This is a genomic window from Aliivibrio wodanis (assembly GCF_052920805.1).
In genome coordinates this window covers 1109203-1126385 of sequence record NZ_JBREXA010000001.1, presented here as the reverse complement: position 1 = coordinate 1126385, position 17183 = coordinate 1109203, and the positions used below count along the sequence as shown (strand labels likewise).

The following is a 17183-nucleotide window of genomic DNA, read 5'->3' as shown; positions in this document are numbered from 1 at the left end:
AAATATATAAGTAGAAATTGTGATCAGACATTCTTTGAACACCTGATCACCCGATAGAGATTACTTTTTAGGAAGCAATACCGCTTCAAATTGCTTAGCTTCGATTAAGAAATTTCGCATTATGGTGTCTACTTTTTGCTTTGTTGCCTCATCATTCGCTCTTTTCTGGGCCTTAATGAGAGTAGGGCTTTCTGTAAGCATATAACTGTATTCAATTGCGTTTAACATGCCTAAATCAGAACGTAAATAACGGTCAATTTGGTCGCTGCGTTGTAATAACTTATTCTGTAAAACTTGCACATCAGCCCCTTTAGTGACTATTTCTTCTAGTACCTGATGTGTTAATGCAAGTAGCTCGTCTACTCTGTCGGGATCGCAAGTAAATTGAATTCTACCTTCGGCTTGTATGCTGTCTGGGTTTTGCCAGAACCAGCTTGTCACACTATAAATACCAGAGGCTTGCTCTCTGAGTTTTAAGCGTAATTGCTCTTGAACAAGCTCACCTGATAATTCTAAATAGTAGGAATTATCTGGTCGCCACTGTGATGGCTGCGTTAAATAAAGTTCTACCTCTGCACGGGGCTCTTTTGAATCATGCGCGGTATAGCGTTGTTTTGGTGAGTGTGCAATCACTTGATATGGCTGTCTTATTGCTTTTTCAAAACGTATTGAAGAAAGGTAAGTCGCTGCCAGTTTTTCTATTTCTTTGGACGAAATATCACCGACAACAAAATACGTATAATCGGTTTTACTTGAGATATAGTGTTGATAGATAGCACTTAGTTTTTCAGTGGTAAGGTTTGCAACTTCAGCGCTGTTTTCACTGTAAACGGTTTCTACATCTGGGTAGCGTAAGGTTGAGACTTTACGAACAAATCTATCGGCACTATTAAGCTCATTACTGCGTTGAGCTGTTTCAATTTGGTACTGTTTTAATACCTTGTCAGAGATTGGACTTGCTTGGAGTTTTAAATGAAACAGTTGAAACATCTTATCTAAGCTGTCTGTTTTTGCCCAACCAGAATAGCCTTGTTGATATTCATCTAACATTGTAGACATGACTACAGGGTTGCCACGAAATATCGTTTGAATATCCGCTTGAGGTACGTCACCAACGCCCGTTTCATCCACCAAACTGGTGGCGATCCTTAATGCATGGTAATCACTTTTTGGTACAGATCGTAACCCACCAGAAGTCAGTGCTTTAAAATGCACTTGTCCTGGATTATTGTCACTGTAGCGATAAATTAATTTGCTGCCATTACTTAGGCGGTATTCGGTTAAGTTATATTCTGCCCATTTTTTTTCTTGTTTAATGGTTCCTTTTTTTACTGTGATTTCAGGTAAAACCGCTTGGTTATTATCAACTAGCCAACGTGGCTGAGTTTCTATCATTGTTTGTTGCCATATTTTTTCTAGTTGTGAAGTAGACAGAACTACTTTTTGTTTAGTGATTGGCTGCGTGGTAAGTAGTAACTTAGATTGTTGAGCAACAATAGTGCTAAGCACATTATTAACTTCAGTAAGGGTGATCTCAGTAAGGAAGCGTTTATTTAATTGGTATTTATCATTATCACCAATTAATAATTGTTCACTGGCAGCTGAAACCATTAAATCACCTGCAAGATCAATACTGTAAGTTGTTTGCTCTTTTATCGATTCGTTGATTTTATGTAAGCGTGATATCTCACCATTAACCTCTTCAGAACTAAAGCCGTATTGCGTTATTTGTGCAATAAAGGCGATCAGCTCTTGAGTTGCTTCATCGTAATTTTCATCAAACAGTTGTAGAGAAAAGACCGATTGAGTGGTTTCTCTGCCTATATTTGAGCTGTAGAAATTAGCAGAATTAATCGCGGTTGATTCTTGTTGTTCCCATCGTTGTAAACGCACGTTTAATAAACGGGTAGCGACTTGTTTGGTTAAGTCTTGTTTATAACGAGCGTAACTGTTTTCTGACTGGTAACGGGAGAAAAAACTCAGCTCAACAGAAGGTGATGACATGCCTTCTTCTGATACCGTAGCACTGCGCCATTTGTTATTTAGAGGGATACTATAATCAATCGACTCTACTGGGGTTGTCGGTGTTTTCTTATCCCCCAATTTTTGCTCAATAAGCTGTTTTACTTCTTGAGTATTAATATCGCCTACAACCACAATAGACATATTATCTGGGCGGTACCATTTGTTATAAAAATCAGCAACGCGATATTTAGACACGGTTTTTATGGTTTTAGCATCACCAATAGGATCACGGGTAACATAGCGGGACCCTGCCATTTCAATCGCACTTTTTTTATCGCCTAATCTAAGCATTGGCCCTAATCGAGCGCGCCATTCTTCTAAAACAATGCCACGTTCGGCGTCCAGATCGCCTTTTAACATAGTCACATTACTTGCCCAATCAGAAACAATATCCAGTGTTAGAGCGAGTGTTTCCTTGTTGTTATTAGGCAGGTTTAGGGTGTAAACGGTATTCTCAAAATCAGTAAAGGCATTAATATCAACCCCAAACTTCATACCTACTTTTTCAAGTTCAGTAATTACCTGATTTTCAGGGTAGTTTTTTGTGCCATTGAACGCCATGTGCTCAACAATATGAGCAACACCACGCTGATCGTCGTCTTCATTCATTGATCCTGCATTCACCACCAAGCGAATGTATACGCGAGACTCTGGGCGTTGATTTTCTGCAATATAGTAGGTAAATCCATTATCAAGTACGCCAACAGACACTGCTGGATTAAAGCGTAATTGGGTAGACTCATTAGAAGATGAGATCAGTTGGCAGGCACTGAGTAATAAGGCGCTGCCTAAAAGTAATATATTTTTTAGTTTCATGAAAATTTCAACGATTGAGTGTGAGGACATAAAATCAGTTCTTGAGTTTCTTCTTTACCTTCTTCGCGGTGAGAAATCTCAACAACATGAGTGCTAGACAGTGATGATGCCATTACTTTTTTTATTGAGTTGTAGCTTTCTGGATCAAGCGCTGATAGTGCTTCGTCTAAAAATAGCCACGTTGGTTTTTCTATAAGGGCACGAGCTAACATTATCTTTTGAAGCTCTCCACCAGAGACGTTTTGCTGCCAATTGGCTTTTTCATCTAGTTGTGCTGTAAATTTATTGATCCCTGCCTTTTCTAATGCCGTAATAAGCACACTGTCTGAGGTTGATTGATCATTGGTTGGATAAAGTAAAATTTCACGCAATGTCGCGTTAGGTAAGTAAGGGCGTTGAGGCACAAACATACAAATCGCATCATTTGGCATTGAGATTTGGCCATTATGGTATGGCCATAAACCAGCTAAGGTTCGTAAGAAAGTACTTTTTCCTGAACCTGATGCGCCCTTAATTGTGATTGCTTGTAAAATTTCACCGGTTTGTGCCGTTACTAATGGTTGTTGTGATGGAGAATAAACATCTAGATCGCGCCAAGTGGGTTGATCTGATTGCTGTAACGGAGAGCTGCTTGGTAATGTTTCAAGTTGAGTATGAAAGGCGATTAATCGATCAGTAACTGCGCGCCAATCAGCGACAGATTCATAAGAATCGACAAACCAGCTAAAGGCTTCTTGAACTCGATAAAAACCCGTTGCGGTTTGCATCATATCGCCCAATTGCAAAGCGCCACTCATTAATCTCGGAGAGGCTACAAGGTAAGGGAAAATACGCGCTCCTTCGTTGTAACCACTGGTAAAGGCATTGTATTTTAGTTTCATACCTGTGAGTTGCTGCCAGTTATCCCATACTTTACTAAATAAGTGGTGGGTACGTTTCTCTTCTGCGGATTCGCCACGCTGTAATGCGATAGATTCTGCGTGCTCACGAACTCGCATTAAATGAAAACGAAAATCGGCTTCACTTTTTTCTTGTTCAAAGTTTAAGGGCACTAATCGTTTTGCAATTTTATGCGTTAACCAAGTGCCAATGATTGAGTACACAATCGCTACCCACACCATATAGCCAGAAATTACCCACTCGCTGCCTGCAAATTCAAAAGTGAAACTGCCTGATAAATTCCATAAGATCACGATGAACGAAAATAAGCTAGTGACTGTCCTTAACAGACCTAATCCCATTGATAGGGTGTTGTCACAAAAATCCTTCACATCTTGTGAGATACGTTGGTCAGGGTTATCACTTGTAGGGTAAGCCAGTTGATGACGGTAGAGACGTTTATCACCAAGCCATTGTTGTAGAAAAGCATGTGTTAACCAACGACGCCATCGAATACGTAAGGTTCGTCTAAGGTATTCTTCTGCAAGATCGACAAGGGTGTATATGCCCATGATAAGCACAAATTGGCCTAGCATTGACCAAAAATTATGCCATTCTTTATTTTGCATTAAGTTAAAGAAGTCACGGTTCCAATTACTGTAAAACACAGCAACTTCTACGATTAAATAATTAAGACCGACAACAAAGCCGAGTAAAAGCCAAGCAATCAGCTTTTCATCACTTTGCCAATAAGGTTTAGCAAGTGACCACACTTGAGAGAGAAAAGGTTTATTCCGTAAGGTTAAATTAGCTTGATTAGACATAGATCACCAAAGACAACAAGGCAACCAGTAACGAACGAAAGTTACTGGTTGATATTGTTGTTTGTTATTAAAAAATTAGTAATTAAAAGACATAATAGAGAGAAGAAATTTAGAACTCATAGCCTAGTTCTAGCCAGAATTCACGGCCTGGGGAGTAGATACCGTAATCACCACTCGATGTTCCCATTGTCGCTTTTTTACGTACCTTGTTGAGTACATTAAGGACATCTAGTTGAACATAAGCGTTGTGTGTACCAACTAAATTTGGTTGCCAGCGCATACGAGTATCCCATTGCGTATGTGTACCAAAGTCATAACTGGTGTGCATTTCAGTGCCATCAGGAGCATCTGTAATGTAGTCATAACCTTGAACTGGCGCTTTGATATACACTTTGTTAGACCAAACAACATCAATAGCAGGGATACTCATGTCTGAACCTAATCGCACAATCCATTCTTCTTCACTGCTATTAACAGCTTGCTCCATTTGAGAGCGACTCATTAATTTTCCGTCAAGATAAACGGCTTGATTTGGATCGGTTCCTTTATTGAGAGCTGCTCGGTCGGTTTGTAGCCAATCAGCACCAAGCGTCGCATTCCATTGTGTAGGACCAACAACCCAAGGAGTCATATTGCTGACTTGTAGAGTATAAACATCGACTTTGTAGTTACTGCCATTAGAGTAAGAATCGACATTCTCGCCGGCAATTTTTTCTCGGTCTACTGTAATTCGTTGTTGATTATCACGAAGTACATATTGAGCGGTTAGCATAAAGTTACCGATGTTTTGGTTTACACCTACACTGAGTTCATCTGCATAAGGAGTATCTAAACTGTCGATAGTTTCGTAGCGGCGTGTTTGATCATCGTTTAATTTTAGAACTTCACCAGCTAACTTCATTGAGGCAAATGAGCGACCATAATAACGGTTTAAACCAAAGTTAAGACGAGTGTCTTGCAGTGCTTGCCAGTGGGTAACAAAGCGAGGGGCAACATTTGTATTTTCAAGATAATCATCGCGATCAACACGCACACCTGGACGAATAGTGACATTATTCCACTGGATAACATCTTCAGCATAAAAAGCATAATCTTGATATTGAGTGCCAACAGTCCCTTTACGGACAGTTTTGGTTTCATTCATCATTTCCCACCCACCCATGGTCATAATGGTTTGCTGGGTTACATTGTTATCACGATTAAATTTATATTTAGTTTTTCGATAAGAGGTACCTAATGAAAATACATGGTTGGTATCGGCTAACGAAAAGCTATCAAATACATAATCGAGCATTAAATTGGTATTTTCTTGTGTCATTTGACTATCGCCATAGCCGCCTTGTTCGTAGTTAGCGTTAGTATCTAAGTCAATGGTTACAACGGCATCGTTTGAAGATGATTCACGTTCATCTGTAAATTTATCGTAGGCTGCTGTGGCTGTTAACGTGCCATTACCTAAATATTGTTTCCATCTAAGGGTACTACCATAAGCTTGATGTGAGTCTGTTACGTTGCCATTAATGTTATCAGCGTAATACTTACCTTCCTGATAATCAGATAAACGTAAGCCCCATTCAAGGCTGTGATCTACAGTTGGAGTCCAATTAAAATTCGCTAAGAAATTATCAGAAAGACGGGTATGAGCTTGTTTATCTATGTCTCCTTCAGGATTTATCATTCGAGATTGTTGAATATCAGATTCTCGGCGACTAAAACCAACAACCATGCCAATATCATCAGTAATTTCTTGCTCAGCCATTACGCTGAAAAAGTTCTTTTTGTATTCAGGTTGATAAACTGCATCTGAACCATTTGGGGTGGCGTTATCAACAATACTTTTTGCATTTTCGTCTACTTGCATTGATGACCAGTCAGATTGAGTGGTGCGATAACGCAATTTAACTCGGTTTTCACCACTGTATTGACGAGTTTCAGCAGAGACAGCACCGCCAGTAAATCCTCCTAATTTAGCAGGAACATCACTGCTATAAACCGTTACACCAGAAAGCATATTTGCATCAAAGAAGTAGGCTTGTTCTGAACTTTGGCTTGGGTTTACTGACATGCTGCCATCAAACAATTCACCTGAAGGGTCAATGTCATTGTTTACATTAATTCCGTCTATCATGTAAGCCGTTTGATTGGTATCCGCACCATTGATAGATACAGAGGTCGGCTTAATTTCACCCCCGGTAAAGCCGCTTTGATCAGAATCTGAAAAACGAACATTTGGATTATCTTTTAAATAATCAGTCAAATTACCATTTGAAGATGGCGTGTTTTTGATATCTTCCGAATCAAGACTTTGCTTAGAAGATAAATCCTCATCTTGTGCAGCGGTGATAGTAATGGTCAGATCCGAAGAGTTTTTTTCAGAGTTAGGTTGTGGATCTGCGTAAACATTAGACACGATACAGAGCGATGTAATCGTAGTAGCAAGAATGGTTTTTTTAAATGGGCACATTATTATTCAATCTAAGTGATAATCATTACCATCTATGGTATCAGTAAAATATTCATAGAGTAAATCCCATAAAATCAATGAATAAGTACTGTTGTTATCATTTATACGGCCATTAAAGTTATTATTTTGTAAAATTAAGTAAGAGTTAATAGTGATTAATTTATTCGAGACCTAGGCACAGAAAGGCTTAATTGATATTAATTATCATTTGGAGTTATATTCTGATTTTGTTGTTTTTATAACAATGGTTAAACAAAATAAATGTTAAAAAAATTAATTTATTTTTACGCAAACGATTGTATTGGAAAAATGAATATTGATTGAAATTTAGATTAAATAATTATTTTTATTCAGGCAATTAAATTATTTCACTTAATATTCAGTGGTTTAGGTGTTATTTTTTGGTGTTCTGATAAAATTGTAGTTTTATTTATAAATGGAAACAATTATCATTACGGTAAATGTGTGTAATTCGACGTACTATTTATGCTTAAAGTATTCGCCATATCAATAAATAAAAATGTTCTGTTAGTGGTCATTGTTTTATTTTTTACTCTTCAAAATAGATCTTTTGCAGCTATAAATTCTAAAGAGGTTGTTGATCGTGAGATCGAAACTCTTTCGCAAGGTATTGCGACTCAAGTTACGATTGAGTCACTAGATGACACTCTTCAACAGATGAATGGTGAAGCAAGGCAATTGAGTCATGAGATCCGTTTGCAATCCAAATATCATCAGCAACTAGAAAACCAACTTGCACAATTACAGAGGTCATTTATCGAACTTGATGATGAGCTTGATAGCATTAGGCAAATAAAAATTAATCTGCAACCTTTGTTGCTAGAGATGTTTAATGGTTTACAAGACCTAGTGAATGCAGACCTTCCATTTCAAATACAAAAAAGAAAACAACGGCTAGATAGCTTGCACGAAATGCTTATGAATTCGGCATTATCAGATGCCCATAAATTAGAACGTCTACTTATTGCTTATCAAACAGAAATTTCCTTTGGGAATCGAGTTTCAGTATGGCAAGACAGGTTGAATGAAAAACAAGAAGTGATCTTTTTAAGTGTTGGTCGTATTGGTTATTACTACTTGTCTCTTGATGGTTCGATGGGGGCGGTGTGGAAAGAGAATTTAGGATGGAAGCATCTAAATAAGCCTCAGACCAAGCAACTTTCGTTAGCAATTGCAAAAGCAAAAAATACGGTAACGCCTTCTTTATTAACCATTCCAAAAGCGATTTAATCAACATGAAGAATTCAGCAAAATATGTGTCTCTAACATGGGTGTTCATGTGCAGTTTATTTATCTCTATTTTTTGTCATGCGGGCACGTTAGAGCAGGTACTTAATGATCTAAAATTATCGGGTAAAAGTGATATTTCTGCGTATAAAAAAATAGAAAATGACAAAGCCATAGGATTAGATGAGATTAAGAAAATAGTCACATTGAGTAGTCAACAATTGGCTCGAATTAATCAAAATAACAGAGAGTTAGAAGAGCAGATCCTAAGTGTTCAAAACGCGCTGCATACTAAGCAGCAGCAAGTTGAGAAAAACAAACAAGCGATTGATGACATCATTGCGCTGACTGTCGCACAACAAAAGAACTTCATCACTAATGGAGAGCAGTTTAGTGGCTGGAGCTTGGGTCAAGCACATCAACTTATTGTTGAATCAGAGTTTACTATTGGCGATCTACGTCAATTTTGGCTTGAAATGGCAGAGCAGTTTGTTATCTCTGGCCAAGTAATAAAAACTACCGGTGAAGTGGTTTTGCCAAGCGGTAAGGTGGTTAATAGTGAGATTGTCCATACTGGCCCGTTTAGCCAATATTCGATTGATTACGGTTGGCTAAAATTTGAACCTAGCAGACAAAGTTGGTTTCAAATACAACCACAACCAGAGATTGAATTATCGACGTCTTCGTGGGTTGTAGACCCGTCTTTTGGTTATGCTTTTGACTCTTTTTCTCAGCGTGATGGTTGGTTTGCAAAATATAAACCCGCTGGAATTATTGGTGTGTTAATTACGTTACTTGCGATTGTCGGTTTTTCTATTGGTGTGGTAAGGCTCTTTGTATTAACCAAAGAAAAACGCGCGGTTGATAACCAAGCTACGCAGTTAGATACATTGAATAGCAATAATATGTTAGGTCGAGTGGTGTCTGAGCTACAAACAAGCAAAACCAATCAGCAAATGGAAGACATTGTAGATGCGAGTATTAGCCGAGAACTCCCTTGGTTAAATAAAGGTATTGGCACGTTGGCGGTTCTTGCTGCTATTTCCCCTTTAATGGGATTATTAGGTACTGTTGGCGGCATTATCGAAACATTTACAGCCATTACTAGCCAAGGCGCGACAAACAGTGATTTATTATCAGGGGGTATTGCGGAGGCATTACTTACCACAAAATTAGGCTTATTAGTGGCTATCCCACTGCTTATTCTTCACTGTGTTATTCGCAGTAAAGCTCAAGTGTTGGCAGAGGTTATTGAATACCAAATATCTAGTTTAGTGGTGGATATGCGTTACCGAGAAGGTGCTAAATGCTAAGCTTTCTTGGGTATTCACCACCACTGCCAAGTGCCATTATGTGGGCAATTTTGTTTGTTTCTTTCTGTATGTGGGTAAATCTAATTCAAGGTTATTGGCGGATTAATAAATTACGAACATCAGGCTATATCACGCAATTAAATTCACGCCTTGAAGGGTATTCCTCGTTAACAAAATCAGAGACTAAGTCTTTATTTATTGGTTGGCAAAGCGAGGTCAAGCTGTATCTAAAAAAAGGAAGTTCAGAAGTGCGTTTGTTCATCCGTTTATTACCGATGTTGGGTTTACTTGGCACGGTAGATGGAATGATAGATTGCTTTGCTAACCTAAATAACAACGAGGTGTTAAATGCCATATCTAAAGGAATTAGCCAAGCGATGTTCACCACATTAGCTGGATTATTAGCAGCGCTTTCTGGGATGTATTTAGCTTATAACCTGAATCGAAGACAACAAAAAATGCTTCTTAAATTGAAATATGAGTTAGACCACTATGAAAATTAAGCCCTTTATGACCACAGAAGAATCCCCACAAGTAGATCTTACTCCCTTAATTGATGTGGTATTTATCTTATTGATATTCTTCATTTTGTCTGCCAATTTTCAAAAAGAATCGAGCATTATGGTAGATAGGCCAAGTGCGAGTTCAAGTACCGTAAAAGAAGAATCAAAAACACTGACGGTTTCTGTCGACAGTAATAAGCAAATTTGGTTTAAAGACAGTGTTGTGAACTTAACTCAGCTGCAATTTCAAATGAAATCGGTCGTATCAAAAAAAGAGAAAATCAACACCATTATTAACGCCGATAAAAGTGTGGATACTGGCACTCTCGTACAAATTATTGATGCCATTCGCCTATCAGGAATTAGTAATGTTGCTATCGCTACCCAAGAGCAGTAAGTCTCAATTATTTATGGTTGTCGGGCTATCTATCGCGGTAAATATCGGTCTAACGTATATGTTATATTTAATGATCACACCTTCTCATTCTGTCACGGCATTAAATAATGTTCCTGCTTATACGGTTCGTACTGTGCAGCCAAAAGAGAGGCCAAAACCTAAAAAAGTTGAATTAATTGTAGCCGCTAACGCGCCAAATTCAGCACCAGCGAAGCCGACTATTGTGAACTTCTCTATTCCAGAGATGGACAGTGCAGTGGTGTTGCCAGATATTGTGTTTTCTCCAGATATAGAATTAAGTATTAACCCCACCTTTGAGTTTGATGTTAGGGCGATTGGAACCAAGAATGGAAGCAATATTCAATCTCAGGTTGTGTTTGCTAAACCCACTTATCAAGTCCCGCCTAAATATCCGAATAAAGCCAAACGTAATGGGATTGAAGGGCATGTCATTCTTGAGTTGTTAGTTAACGAAAAAGGCATTCCTATGCAACACAGAGTTATTGAAGAAAAACCAGAAGGCGTTTTTTTACGCTCGTCACTACGGTCGGTGATGCGCTGGAAATTTGTTCCGCCTAAAACTGGTCAACAATGGCAACAAGTAACGCTTAACTACAGCTTGGAGAAATGATCTGTGCGTGCAAAATTCCTCATTCTTCTATGCTTTTTTTGTCATTCTGTTTTCGCTGAAGTTGATACTGATGTGGTCGAACGTTATCAGCAATTATCCCGTTGGTTAGAAACAGAGAATGCAGATCTAGAACCCATTATTCGCTTTTACAATCAACAACAAGGGAAAGGACAAGATACCCAAGAGATTGCCGCGGGGCTTTATTTACAAGCGTGTATAAAATTTCAGAACTACCAATGTGCGTTGAACCGTGTTGATGAACTATTAACGCTAACCCTGACGCAAGAAAAAACATATCAGCTGATTACGCTTGCTGTTCAACTTAGTTTTCAAGTGAAAAAATACGATCGTGCGTTAAAGGCAACACAACAATGGAAACATAGTGTCGGTTTGCTTGAACTAAAACAAAAACCCTCAGCAAGTGAAGTCGCAGAGATTTACACCATTGCAGCTTACAGTGCGTCTTATCTAAATCATTGGCATTTATCTGAGCGCTATATTAAAGACGCGTTAGATACTGTAGCGACAAAAAATCGATATCAATTCTTACTCGGTATTTACCAGCAGACACAAGCGATGTCTAAAGAAATTGCCTTGTTGGTTAAGTTAACAGGGCTTTATCCTGAAGAATCCATGTTCTGGCTAAGACTAGCTCAAAATAGGCTAATGACTCAGCAACCAAAAATGGCGATAGCTGCACTTTCGGTACTTAAAGCACAGGATCAACTTGAAGAAAAACAAGTGATTTTACTGGCTCAATTACAGTTGCAAGAAAACTCCCCAGTGGCGGCTTATAAAACGCTTGAAGAATTGCGTGTATCTAAGAAAAATCAAATGAAGGTTAATAATCTAAAGCTTCAGACCTTGTTACTATCAAGGCAGAGAGAAAAAGCTCTGCAATTACTAGAGACGTTTTCACAACCCAGTTATCTTGCGACAAAATCACAACTTGCGTATGCAGAAGGCAAATGGCCATTGGCGGTGTCTTTATTACAGCAACAAATAGATCTTGAGCCTAAGCAAGAAAAATGGCGATTACTTAAAGGTATTGCGTATTTTGAGTTGCAACAATATTCACTCGCGATTACTGAATTTCAATCCTTACAAAAAGGTAAATATAAAAACGCAGCACAACAGTGGTTATCTCAATCTCAATATCTTTCTGGTTCTCATTCAATATAAATAGTGCCAATAAGGTCAGCATAATTGATTGCTATTTAAAGGCTTTAATTTCATTTTAGTATGAGTAAACACCTCTATATTGCTAGATATCAGGATCTCTTTTTATGGTTTTAATAAATTTTTTTTATCGTAATGATAAGACTAACTTGTTTTACATGAATAAAAGTGAGGCCTATTTTATACGTTTGAGTTGCTGTGATTTGTAAACGTCTTTATTACGGTAAGGTTGGACTCAAATAATTGTTACTGAGATCTTAAAACGATAAAAATTATCTCAAATTTAAAAATATTATGGCTAGTTATCTAATAGAAAATGCTAGTATTATCGCACTTTAGTTAGAAACTAAAATGCAATAAATTCAGTTATGTAAAGAGTGTTTACCATTGATGTGTAGTGGCACGTAAGTGACGTCATTGTATAGAATGACCTCATCAATGGTAAACAATCTACCATATGTATGGAGCAACAAATGAGTGAGCAAATTCTCACACTATCACAACTAGGCTGGCGTCCTTATTTTCAACAACAACTGACTCTAGATGATTTGACTGATTTACAAACAGGTCGAATTATCGAGCAGCACCGAAGCAGTATTATTGTTTTGAGTGAACAGGGCCAAGTAAGCTTATTACCACCATCTGGCGATGATCGTGTTTGTGTAGGTGATTGGGTATTGTTTGATGAAAATCTACGAATTCAACGTGTTTTAGATAGACAGTCTCTGTTTGATCGAAAAGCTCCTGGGTCAAAAGTCGCCACGCAATTAATTGCAGCGAACGTAGATAATGTCATGATTGTGTGTTCATTAAATAATGACTTTAATTTAAGTCGTATTGAGCGCTATCTTGCTATTGCAAAAGAAGCTGAAGTTGAGCCAGTTGTGGTGCTAACTAAAGCGGATTTATGTGATGATGCAGATGATAAGCAAGATCAAGTTCAGAAATTGAATCGAATGATGAGTGTTTACAGTGTAAATGCACTTGATACAAATGATTTAGTTGCTCTACATAGCTATTGTAAAAATGGCCAAACTATCGCTTTCTTAGGTTCATCAGGTGTAGGTAAATCAACGCTTGTGAACGGACTTCTTGGCTTTGAAGCACAAGAAACGGGTGATATCCGTGAAGACGACAGTAAAGGTCGTCATACTACGACATACCGAGCTCTTAAATTGATGCCACAGGGTGGCCTATTGATGGATACTCCGGGGATGCGTGAGCTTCAGTTAAGTGATTGCGAGCAAGGTGTAAGTGCGACATTCAGTGAAATTACTGATCTTGCTGAAAAGTGTCGTTTTGGTGATTGTACTCATATTTCAGAGCCTGGTTGTGCCGTACTAAAAGCGGTTGAGTCAGGGGAACTTGAAGAACGTCGTTTAGTGAGCTACCAAAAATTGATGCGTGAGCAGGCGATTAATGGGGCAACTCTGGCTGAACAACGTGCAAAAGACAAAGCATTTGGCAAAATGGTGCATGGCGCTATTGCTGATGCTCGTTCTCGTAAAAAAGACTATGAGTCAAACGCCTACTAATTTGGCGATATAACATCAAGTTTATCTAATAAACCGCCCGTCTTTGATTGGCGGTTTTTTTGTGTTTATTTTTTGGTAAAGATCATTGCGTGATAAACGGTGGTTATCAGCGCTATAACTAATGTTCAATTCTCAATCATCTCGATCTCTCTTATTATTCTCCTGTCCCCACAAAACAGAGAGAGTTTATTTATGTTCTTCCTCAACAATAAATTAAAAGCAGTACTGATTGCCTCTACATTTGTTGTCACAGGATGTGCGTCACCAGCGATGGATGCAGAAAATGAAAATGCAGCAAGAAACCGAGGTGCAGTTGGCGGAGCGTTAGTTGGTGTAACCTTAGGTGCATTAACAGGTGATGCAAGACTTGCAGCGAAAGGCGCAGCTGTTGGTGGTGTAACGGGCGGAGTTGCAGGCTCAATGAAAGATCTGGAAGATTCCCGTAACAGTAAAGATACTCAAGTTTTAGCGGATGGACATTCTCAAGATAATCGTAGTGATGCTGAAAAACGCCTAGCAGAGCTTGAAGCTGAAATTAAAATTCGTGAGTTAGAGCAACAACTTGCGGATCTAGAAGAACAGAACAAACAAGATAATGAAGATAGCTAATTTTATCTTATCCAATTTGAAAATAATTAATTTAAACCAATTTATTGAATGGATTCGATGACCAATTAAGCGAGATTTATTATGAACAATACACCAAAATTTTTACTAGCAAGTTTATTTACTTTAGCACTAACACCATCAGTTTCTGCTTCTATTTTTGACGATAATGAGTTTAGTGGTCACCGTGTTGGTGGTGGTTATTCTAATACAGAATTAGTTTTTGATAATCGAGGTGCTGATTGGGGTGACGGTATCAAGCTAGAGTATGGCTATGACATCAACCAAATTGTTGGTATCAATGCATCATACCAAAATAATAACGGTAACAAACATGGTGTTAATTTAGATGGCAGTACTTTTAAAGTAGATTCTGATATTGGTTACACGTTTAAGTTTGAAGAGTGGTCAGTAAAACCATATGGTGCGGTTGGCCTAGCAAGAGTCGAATGAAAAACTTTCATATGATGGAGATAGTGATTCTTTTAAAGAAATTTCACTTATGGGAGGTATGGGGGTCCGCGCAAATTTAGATATGGGGCTATATACTGATTTACGCTATGATTTTTTCAATGTTGATAACCAAGACCAAGATCAGCTATCTCTTACTGTGGGTTACCGTTTTTAATTAGTTCTCCCCCTCATTTTTGATTAGAAGCAGCTCTTACTTTTTAGTAAGGGCTGTTTTTTTATCTGTAATAGCATGTATAAAGGTGAAGTTAACATTATCTTTATGGCAAGTCAGGGAGTGACAAATGCTAAATGAAAAAACGTTACTGACAATAGGTATGCTTTCTGAGCGTAGCGGGGTCGCGCATTCTGCATTGCGTTTTTATGAGACAAAGGAGCTGATCGCATCTATTCGTACTTCTGGTAATCAACGCCGTTATCACCCTTCAATGCTACGTCGAATTGCTTTGATTCAAGTAGCGCAACTTGTTGGTTTCACATTAGAAGAAATAGCCAAAGAGCTTGAAGATTTACCAATGAAAAAGGCGGCCACTAAACGTGATTGGGAAAAGGTAGCGAGTAAATGGCAAAAAGATCTCGATGCTAAATTACACCAGATCCAATCCTTGAAAGAGAACCTTACAGGTTGCATTGGTTGTGGCTGTTTAAGTATGGATAAGTGTCAGTTATTAAATCCCGATGATATTTTGCACGAAGAGGGCTGTGGAGCTCAACGAATAGTATCTTAGTCATTGCCAACTTGAACAATATTGTTCGTATTTCAATGATACCTCTTTAAATCAGTAGGCCGTCAGGCATATTACATAAGTTGCATCTATAATGCATCTTATGTAATATGCAGAAATATCAAGGGCCAGCTACGTAAGTTTAAACTGATTTGTATCTAATGTTTCATTACTTAATGAGTAATGGGATTAGACCAACTTGCTTGTAAAGCGGGCCTAAAATTATCGATATTGTTTATATTAACAAATGATTATATCGATAAATCCTATATAGACCATTTTCATGGAGCTTTTATGCATTCACTTTTTTTAAGAATGAGATTTATTCATTGGCTAGGTGCTATTTTATTACTTGTAAATGCCATATTTTTTACGGACCAGATTTATTCTCAGATATTGCAATATGTTATTGTTGTTGTACTTATAATTCATGATCTTGATGAAAAGTTTTGGGGCGTTGACCCTTTAAATAAAATTACAGACTACATGCGATCATTTGAGAAAAAAGATCTTTCGGTTGAGTGCAAAGTTAATAGTGATTACAACAGTGAAATGAGTAAAATATTAACGGTGATCAACTCATTTAGATTGAATGTTAAAAACACATTAATAGATATTCAAAAGCAAGCCACTGTGTCAGATGAGATTGTTAATACACTAGCTAAAAAAACAGATGACATTGCTCACCGTATTCAAAACCAAGATCAGAGAGTGGATAATGTAGCTCAACAATTTGAAATTTTAGATACTCATTCTTTAGAATTGCAAACAAAAGCGGAGCAAACTCAAGAGCAAGTAAGTAACACTAAAGAAGGGTTAGTGCAGTCAAACAAAGCAATGAACGATATGGTTGATATGATAGCAACCTATGTGACTAGCAGTGAGAATTTGAGCCATAAGTTTGAATTATTATCAGAACAAGCAAATTCTATTGGTGGTGTTGTATCTGTGATAAATAACTTAGCAGGTCAAACAAATTTATTGGCATTAAATGCCGCTATTGAAGCAGCTAGAGCGGGAGAGCATGGGCGAGGTTTTGCTGTTGTTGCTGATGAAGTTAGGCAATTAGCAACATCAACACAAAACAGTTTAGAGCAAATTAATAGCATTATTCATGGAATATCTACAGCGATATCTCAAGCTGGTGAGCAGATAGATCTTCAATCGAAAAATTTAAATACGTTATCGTTCTATTCAAGAAATAGTCAAAAAGAGATCAGCACAGCCTGCGATAACATTGATAATATATTGAATTTAATTGGGCAGAAAGAGGGTAAACTCCAAGCGACTGATAACGTTGATATTCGCTATATTCATAGATTAGTTGTTGAAGTTTCTCATGAGATTCAAATATTAAAAGAGTTATCAACCTCAAATGCTAACGACTGTAATGAGCTAAAAAATCAAGGAAAACTTCTAAATGATGTATCAGATAATATTGTAGCTCAATTGGCGACGTTTAAAACTCAAGCCGGATAAATGACGATATTAGAATATCAGTTCCAATTTTCGATGGATCTCGCTAAAGTAACGCCGATAGCAATGGCACAGTCAACAACAGTAAGAG

15 protein-coding genes are annotated in these 17183 nt (G+C 37.9%); 12 read left to right on the top strand and 3 right to left on the bottom strand.

The window, feature by feature from the left end:
* Window positions 1-60: 60 nt before the first annotated feature.
* The 3 genes from ACU5DF_RS05200 to ACU5DF_RS05190 form a co-directional block, all read right to left on the bottom strand.
* The gene (locus ACU5DF_RS05200; protein ID WP_446712066.1) at window positions 61-2841 is read right to left on the bottom strand and encodes a M16 family metallopeptidase; all 2781 of its coding nucleotides are present in this window, start codon (window positions 2839-2841) and stop codon (window positions 61-63) included.
* Entirely contained in the window at window positions 2838-4544 is a 1707-nt protein-coding gene (locus ACU5DF_RS05195) for an ABC transporter ATP-binding protein/permease (protein ID WP_446712065.1), read from the bottom strand. The genes ACU5DF_RS05200 and ACU5DF_RS05195 overlap by 4 nt, the downstream gene beginning before the upstream one ends.
* Window positions 4545-4653: 109 nt before the next feature.
* Window positions 4654-7008, bottom strand: coding sequence for a TonB-dependent receptor plug domain-containing protein (locus tag ACU5DF_RS05190; RefSeq protein WP_446712064.1), 2355 nt, complete (start codon window positions 7006-7008; stop codon window positions 4654-4656).
* 486 nt (window positions 7009-7494) lie between these two features.
* Between ACU5DF_RS05190 and ACU5DF_RS05185 the strand changes: the two genes are divergently transcribed.
* The 12 genes from ACU5DF_RS05185 (at window position 7495) to ACU5DF_RS05130 (ending at window position 17095) form a co-directional block, all read left to right on the top strand.
* Window positions 7495-8259 (top strand): DUF3450 domain-containing protein, encoded by a 765-nt coding sequence (locus ACU5DF_RS05185; RefSeq protein ID WP_446712063.1) that lies wholly within the window; start codon window positions 7495-7497, stop codon window positions 8257-8259.
* 5 nt (window positions 8260-8264) lie between these two features.
* Window positions 8265-9569 carry a MotA/TolQ/ExbB proton channel family protein gene (locus ACU5DF_RS05180; RefSeq protein ID WP_446712062.1) on the top strand — a complete coding sequence of 435 codons (1305 nt, stop codon included), beginning with the start codon at window positions 8265-8267 and terminating at the stop codon, window positions 9567-9569.
* A complete protein-coding gene (locus ACU5DF_RS05175; protein ID WP_446712061.1) occupies window positions 9563-10072 on the top strand; it encodes a MotA/TolQ/ExbB proton channel family protein in 510 nt (169 codons plus the stop codon). Before ACU5DF_RS05180 ends, ACU5DF_RS05175 begins: the two co-directional genes overlap by 7 nt.
* A gap of 7 nt (window positions 10073-10079) precedes the next feature.
* Window positions 10080-10469 (top strand): ExbD/TolR family protein, encoded by a 390-nt coding sequence (locus ACU5DF_RS05170; RefSeq protein WP_446712060.1) that lies wholly within the window; start codon window positions 10080-10082, stop codon window positions 10467-10469.
* Window positions 10441-11100, top strand: a complete 660-nt coding sequence (locus ACU5DF_RS05165) for an energy transducer TonB (protein WP_446712059.1) — start codon at window positions 10441-10443, stop codon at window positions 11098-11100. The genes ACU5DF_RS05170 and ACU5DF_RS05165 overlap by 29 nt, the downstream gene beginning before the upstream one ends.
* Before the next feature lie 3 nt (window positions 11101-11103).
* The gene (locus ACU5DF_RS05160) at window positions 11104-12282 is read left to right on the top strand and encodes a tetratricopeptide repeat protein (protein ID WP_446712058.1); all 1179 of its coding nucleotides are present in this window, start codon (window positions 11104-11106) and stop codon (window positions 12280-12282) included.
* A gap of 470 nt (window positions 12283-12752) precedes the next feature.
* The gene (gene rsgA, locus ACU5DF_RS05155) at window positions 12753-13814 is read left to right on the top strand and encodes a ribosome small subunit-dependent GTPase A (RefSeq protein ID WP_446712057.1); all 1062 of its coding nucleotides are present in this window, start codon (window positions 12753-12755) and stop codon (window positions 13812-13814) included.
* 192 nt (window positions 13815-14006) lie between these two features.
* Window positions 14007-14423 carry a YMGG-like glycine zipper-containing protein gene (locus ACU5DF_RS05150; RefSeq protein ID WP_274417715.1) on the top strand — a complete coding sequence of 139 codons (417 nt, stop codon included), beginning with the start codon at window positions 14007-14009 and terminating at the stop codon, window positions 14421-14423.
* 81 nt (window positions 14424-14504) lie between these two features.
* Window positions 14505-14873, top strand: a complete 369-nt coding sequence (locus tag ACU5DF_RS05145) for an outer membrane beta-barrel protein (RefSeq protein WP_446712056.1) — start codon at window positions 14505-14507, stop codon at window positions 14871-14873.
* Window positions 14874-14922: 49 nt separating this feature from the next.
* Complete coding sequence (locus ACU5DF_RS05140; RefSeq protein ID WP_446712055.1) at window positions 14923-15048, top strand: hypothetical protein; 126 nt, start codon at window positions 14923-14925, stop codon at window positions 15046-15048.
* Window positions 15049-15175: 127 nt separating this feature from the next.
* Entirely contained in the window at window positions 15176-15619 is a 444-nt protein-coding gene (gene soxR / locus ACU5DF_RS05135; RefSeq protein WP_446712054.1) for a redox-sensitive transcriptional activator SoxR, read from the top strand.
* 291 nt (window positions 15620-15910) lie between these two features.
* The gene (locus ACU5DF_RS05130; RefSeq protein WP_446712053.1) at window positions 15911-17095 is read left to right on the top strand and encodes a methyl-accepting chemotaxis protein; all 1185 of its coding nucleotides are present in this window, start codon (window positions 15911-15913) and stop codon (window positions 17093-17095) included.
* The last annotated feature ends 88 nt before the right edge of the window (window positions 17096-17183 follow it).

What these genes read in the sequence shown, in the direction of transcription:
- ACU5DF_RS05200 (WP_446712066.1), bottom strand. Translation starts at nt 2,841, where the DNA reads ATGAAACTAAAAAATATATTACTTTTAGGCAGCGCCTTATTACTCAGT.
- ACU5DF_RS05195 (WP_446712065.1), bottom strand. Translation starts at nt 4,544, where the DNA reads ATGTCTAATCAAGCTAATTTAACCTTACGGAATAAACCTTTTCTCTCT.
- ACU5DF_RS05190 (WP_446712064.1), bottom strand. Translation starts at nt 7,008, where the DNA reads ATGTGCCCATTTAAAAAAACCATTCTTGCTACTACGATTACATCGCTC.
- ACU5DF_RS05185 (WP_446712063.1), top strand. Translation starts at nt 7,495, where the DNA reads ATGCTTAAAGTATTCGCCATATCAATAAATAAAAATGTTCTGTTAGTG.
- ACU5DF_RS05180 (WP_446712062.1), top strand. Translation starts at nt 8,265, where the DNA reads ATGAAGAATTCAGCAAAATATGTGTCTCTAACATGGGTGTTCATGTGC.
- ACU5DF_RS05175 (WP_446712061.1), top strand. Translation starts at nt 9,563, where the DNA reads ATGCTAAGCTTTCTTGGGTATTCACCACCACTGCCAAGTGCCATTATG.
- ACU5DF_RS05170 (WP_446712060.1), top strand. Translation starts at nt 10,080, where the DNA reads ATGACCACAGAAGAATCCCCACAAGTAGATCTTACTCCCTTAATTGAT.
- ACU5DF_RS05165 (WP_446712059.1), top strand. Translation starts at nt 10,441, where the DNA reads ATGTTGCTATCGCTACCCAAGAGCAGTAAGTCTCAATTATTTATGGTT.
- rsgA (WP_446712057.1), top strand. Translation starts at nt 12,753, where the DNA reads ATGAGTGAGCAAATTCTCACACTATCACAACTAGGCTGGCGTCCTTAT.
- ACU5DF_RS05150 (WP_274417715.1), top strand. Translation starts at nt 14,007, where the DNA reads ATGTTCTTCCTCAACAATAAATTAAAAGCAGTACTGATTGCCTCTACA.
- ACU5DF_RS05145 (WP_446712056.1), top strand. Translation starts at nt 14,505, where the DNA reads ATGAACAATACACCAAAATTTTTACTAGCAAGTTTATTTACTTTAGCA.
- ACU5DF_RS05140 (WP_446712055.1), top strand. Translation starts at nt 14,923, where the DNA reads ATGGGAGGTATGGGGGTCCGCGCAAATTTAGATATGGGGCTATATACT.
- soxR (WP_446712054.1), top strand. Translation starts at nt 15,176, where the DNA reads ATGCTAAATGAAAAAACGTTACTGACAATAGGTATGCTTTCTGAGCGT.
- ACU5DF_RS05130 (WP_446712053.1), top strand. Translation starts at nt 15,911, where the DNA reads ATGCATTCACTTTTTTTAAGAATGAGATTTATTCATTGGCTAGGTGCT.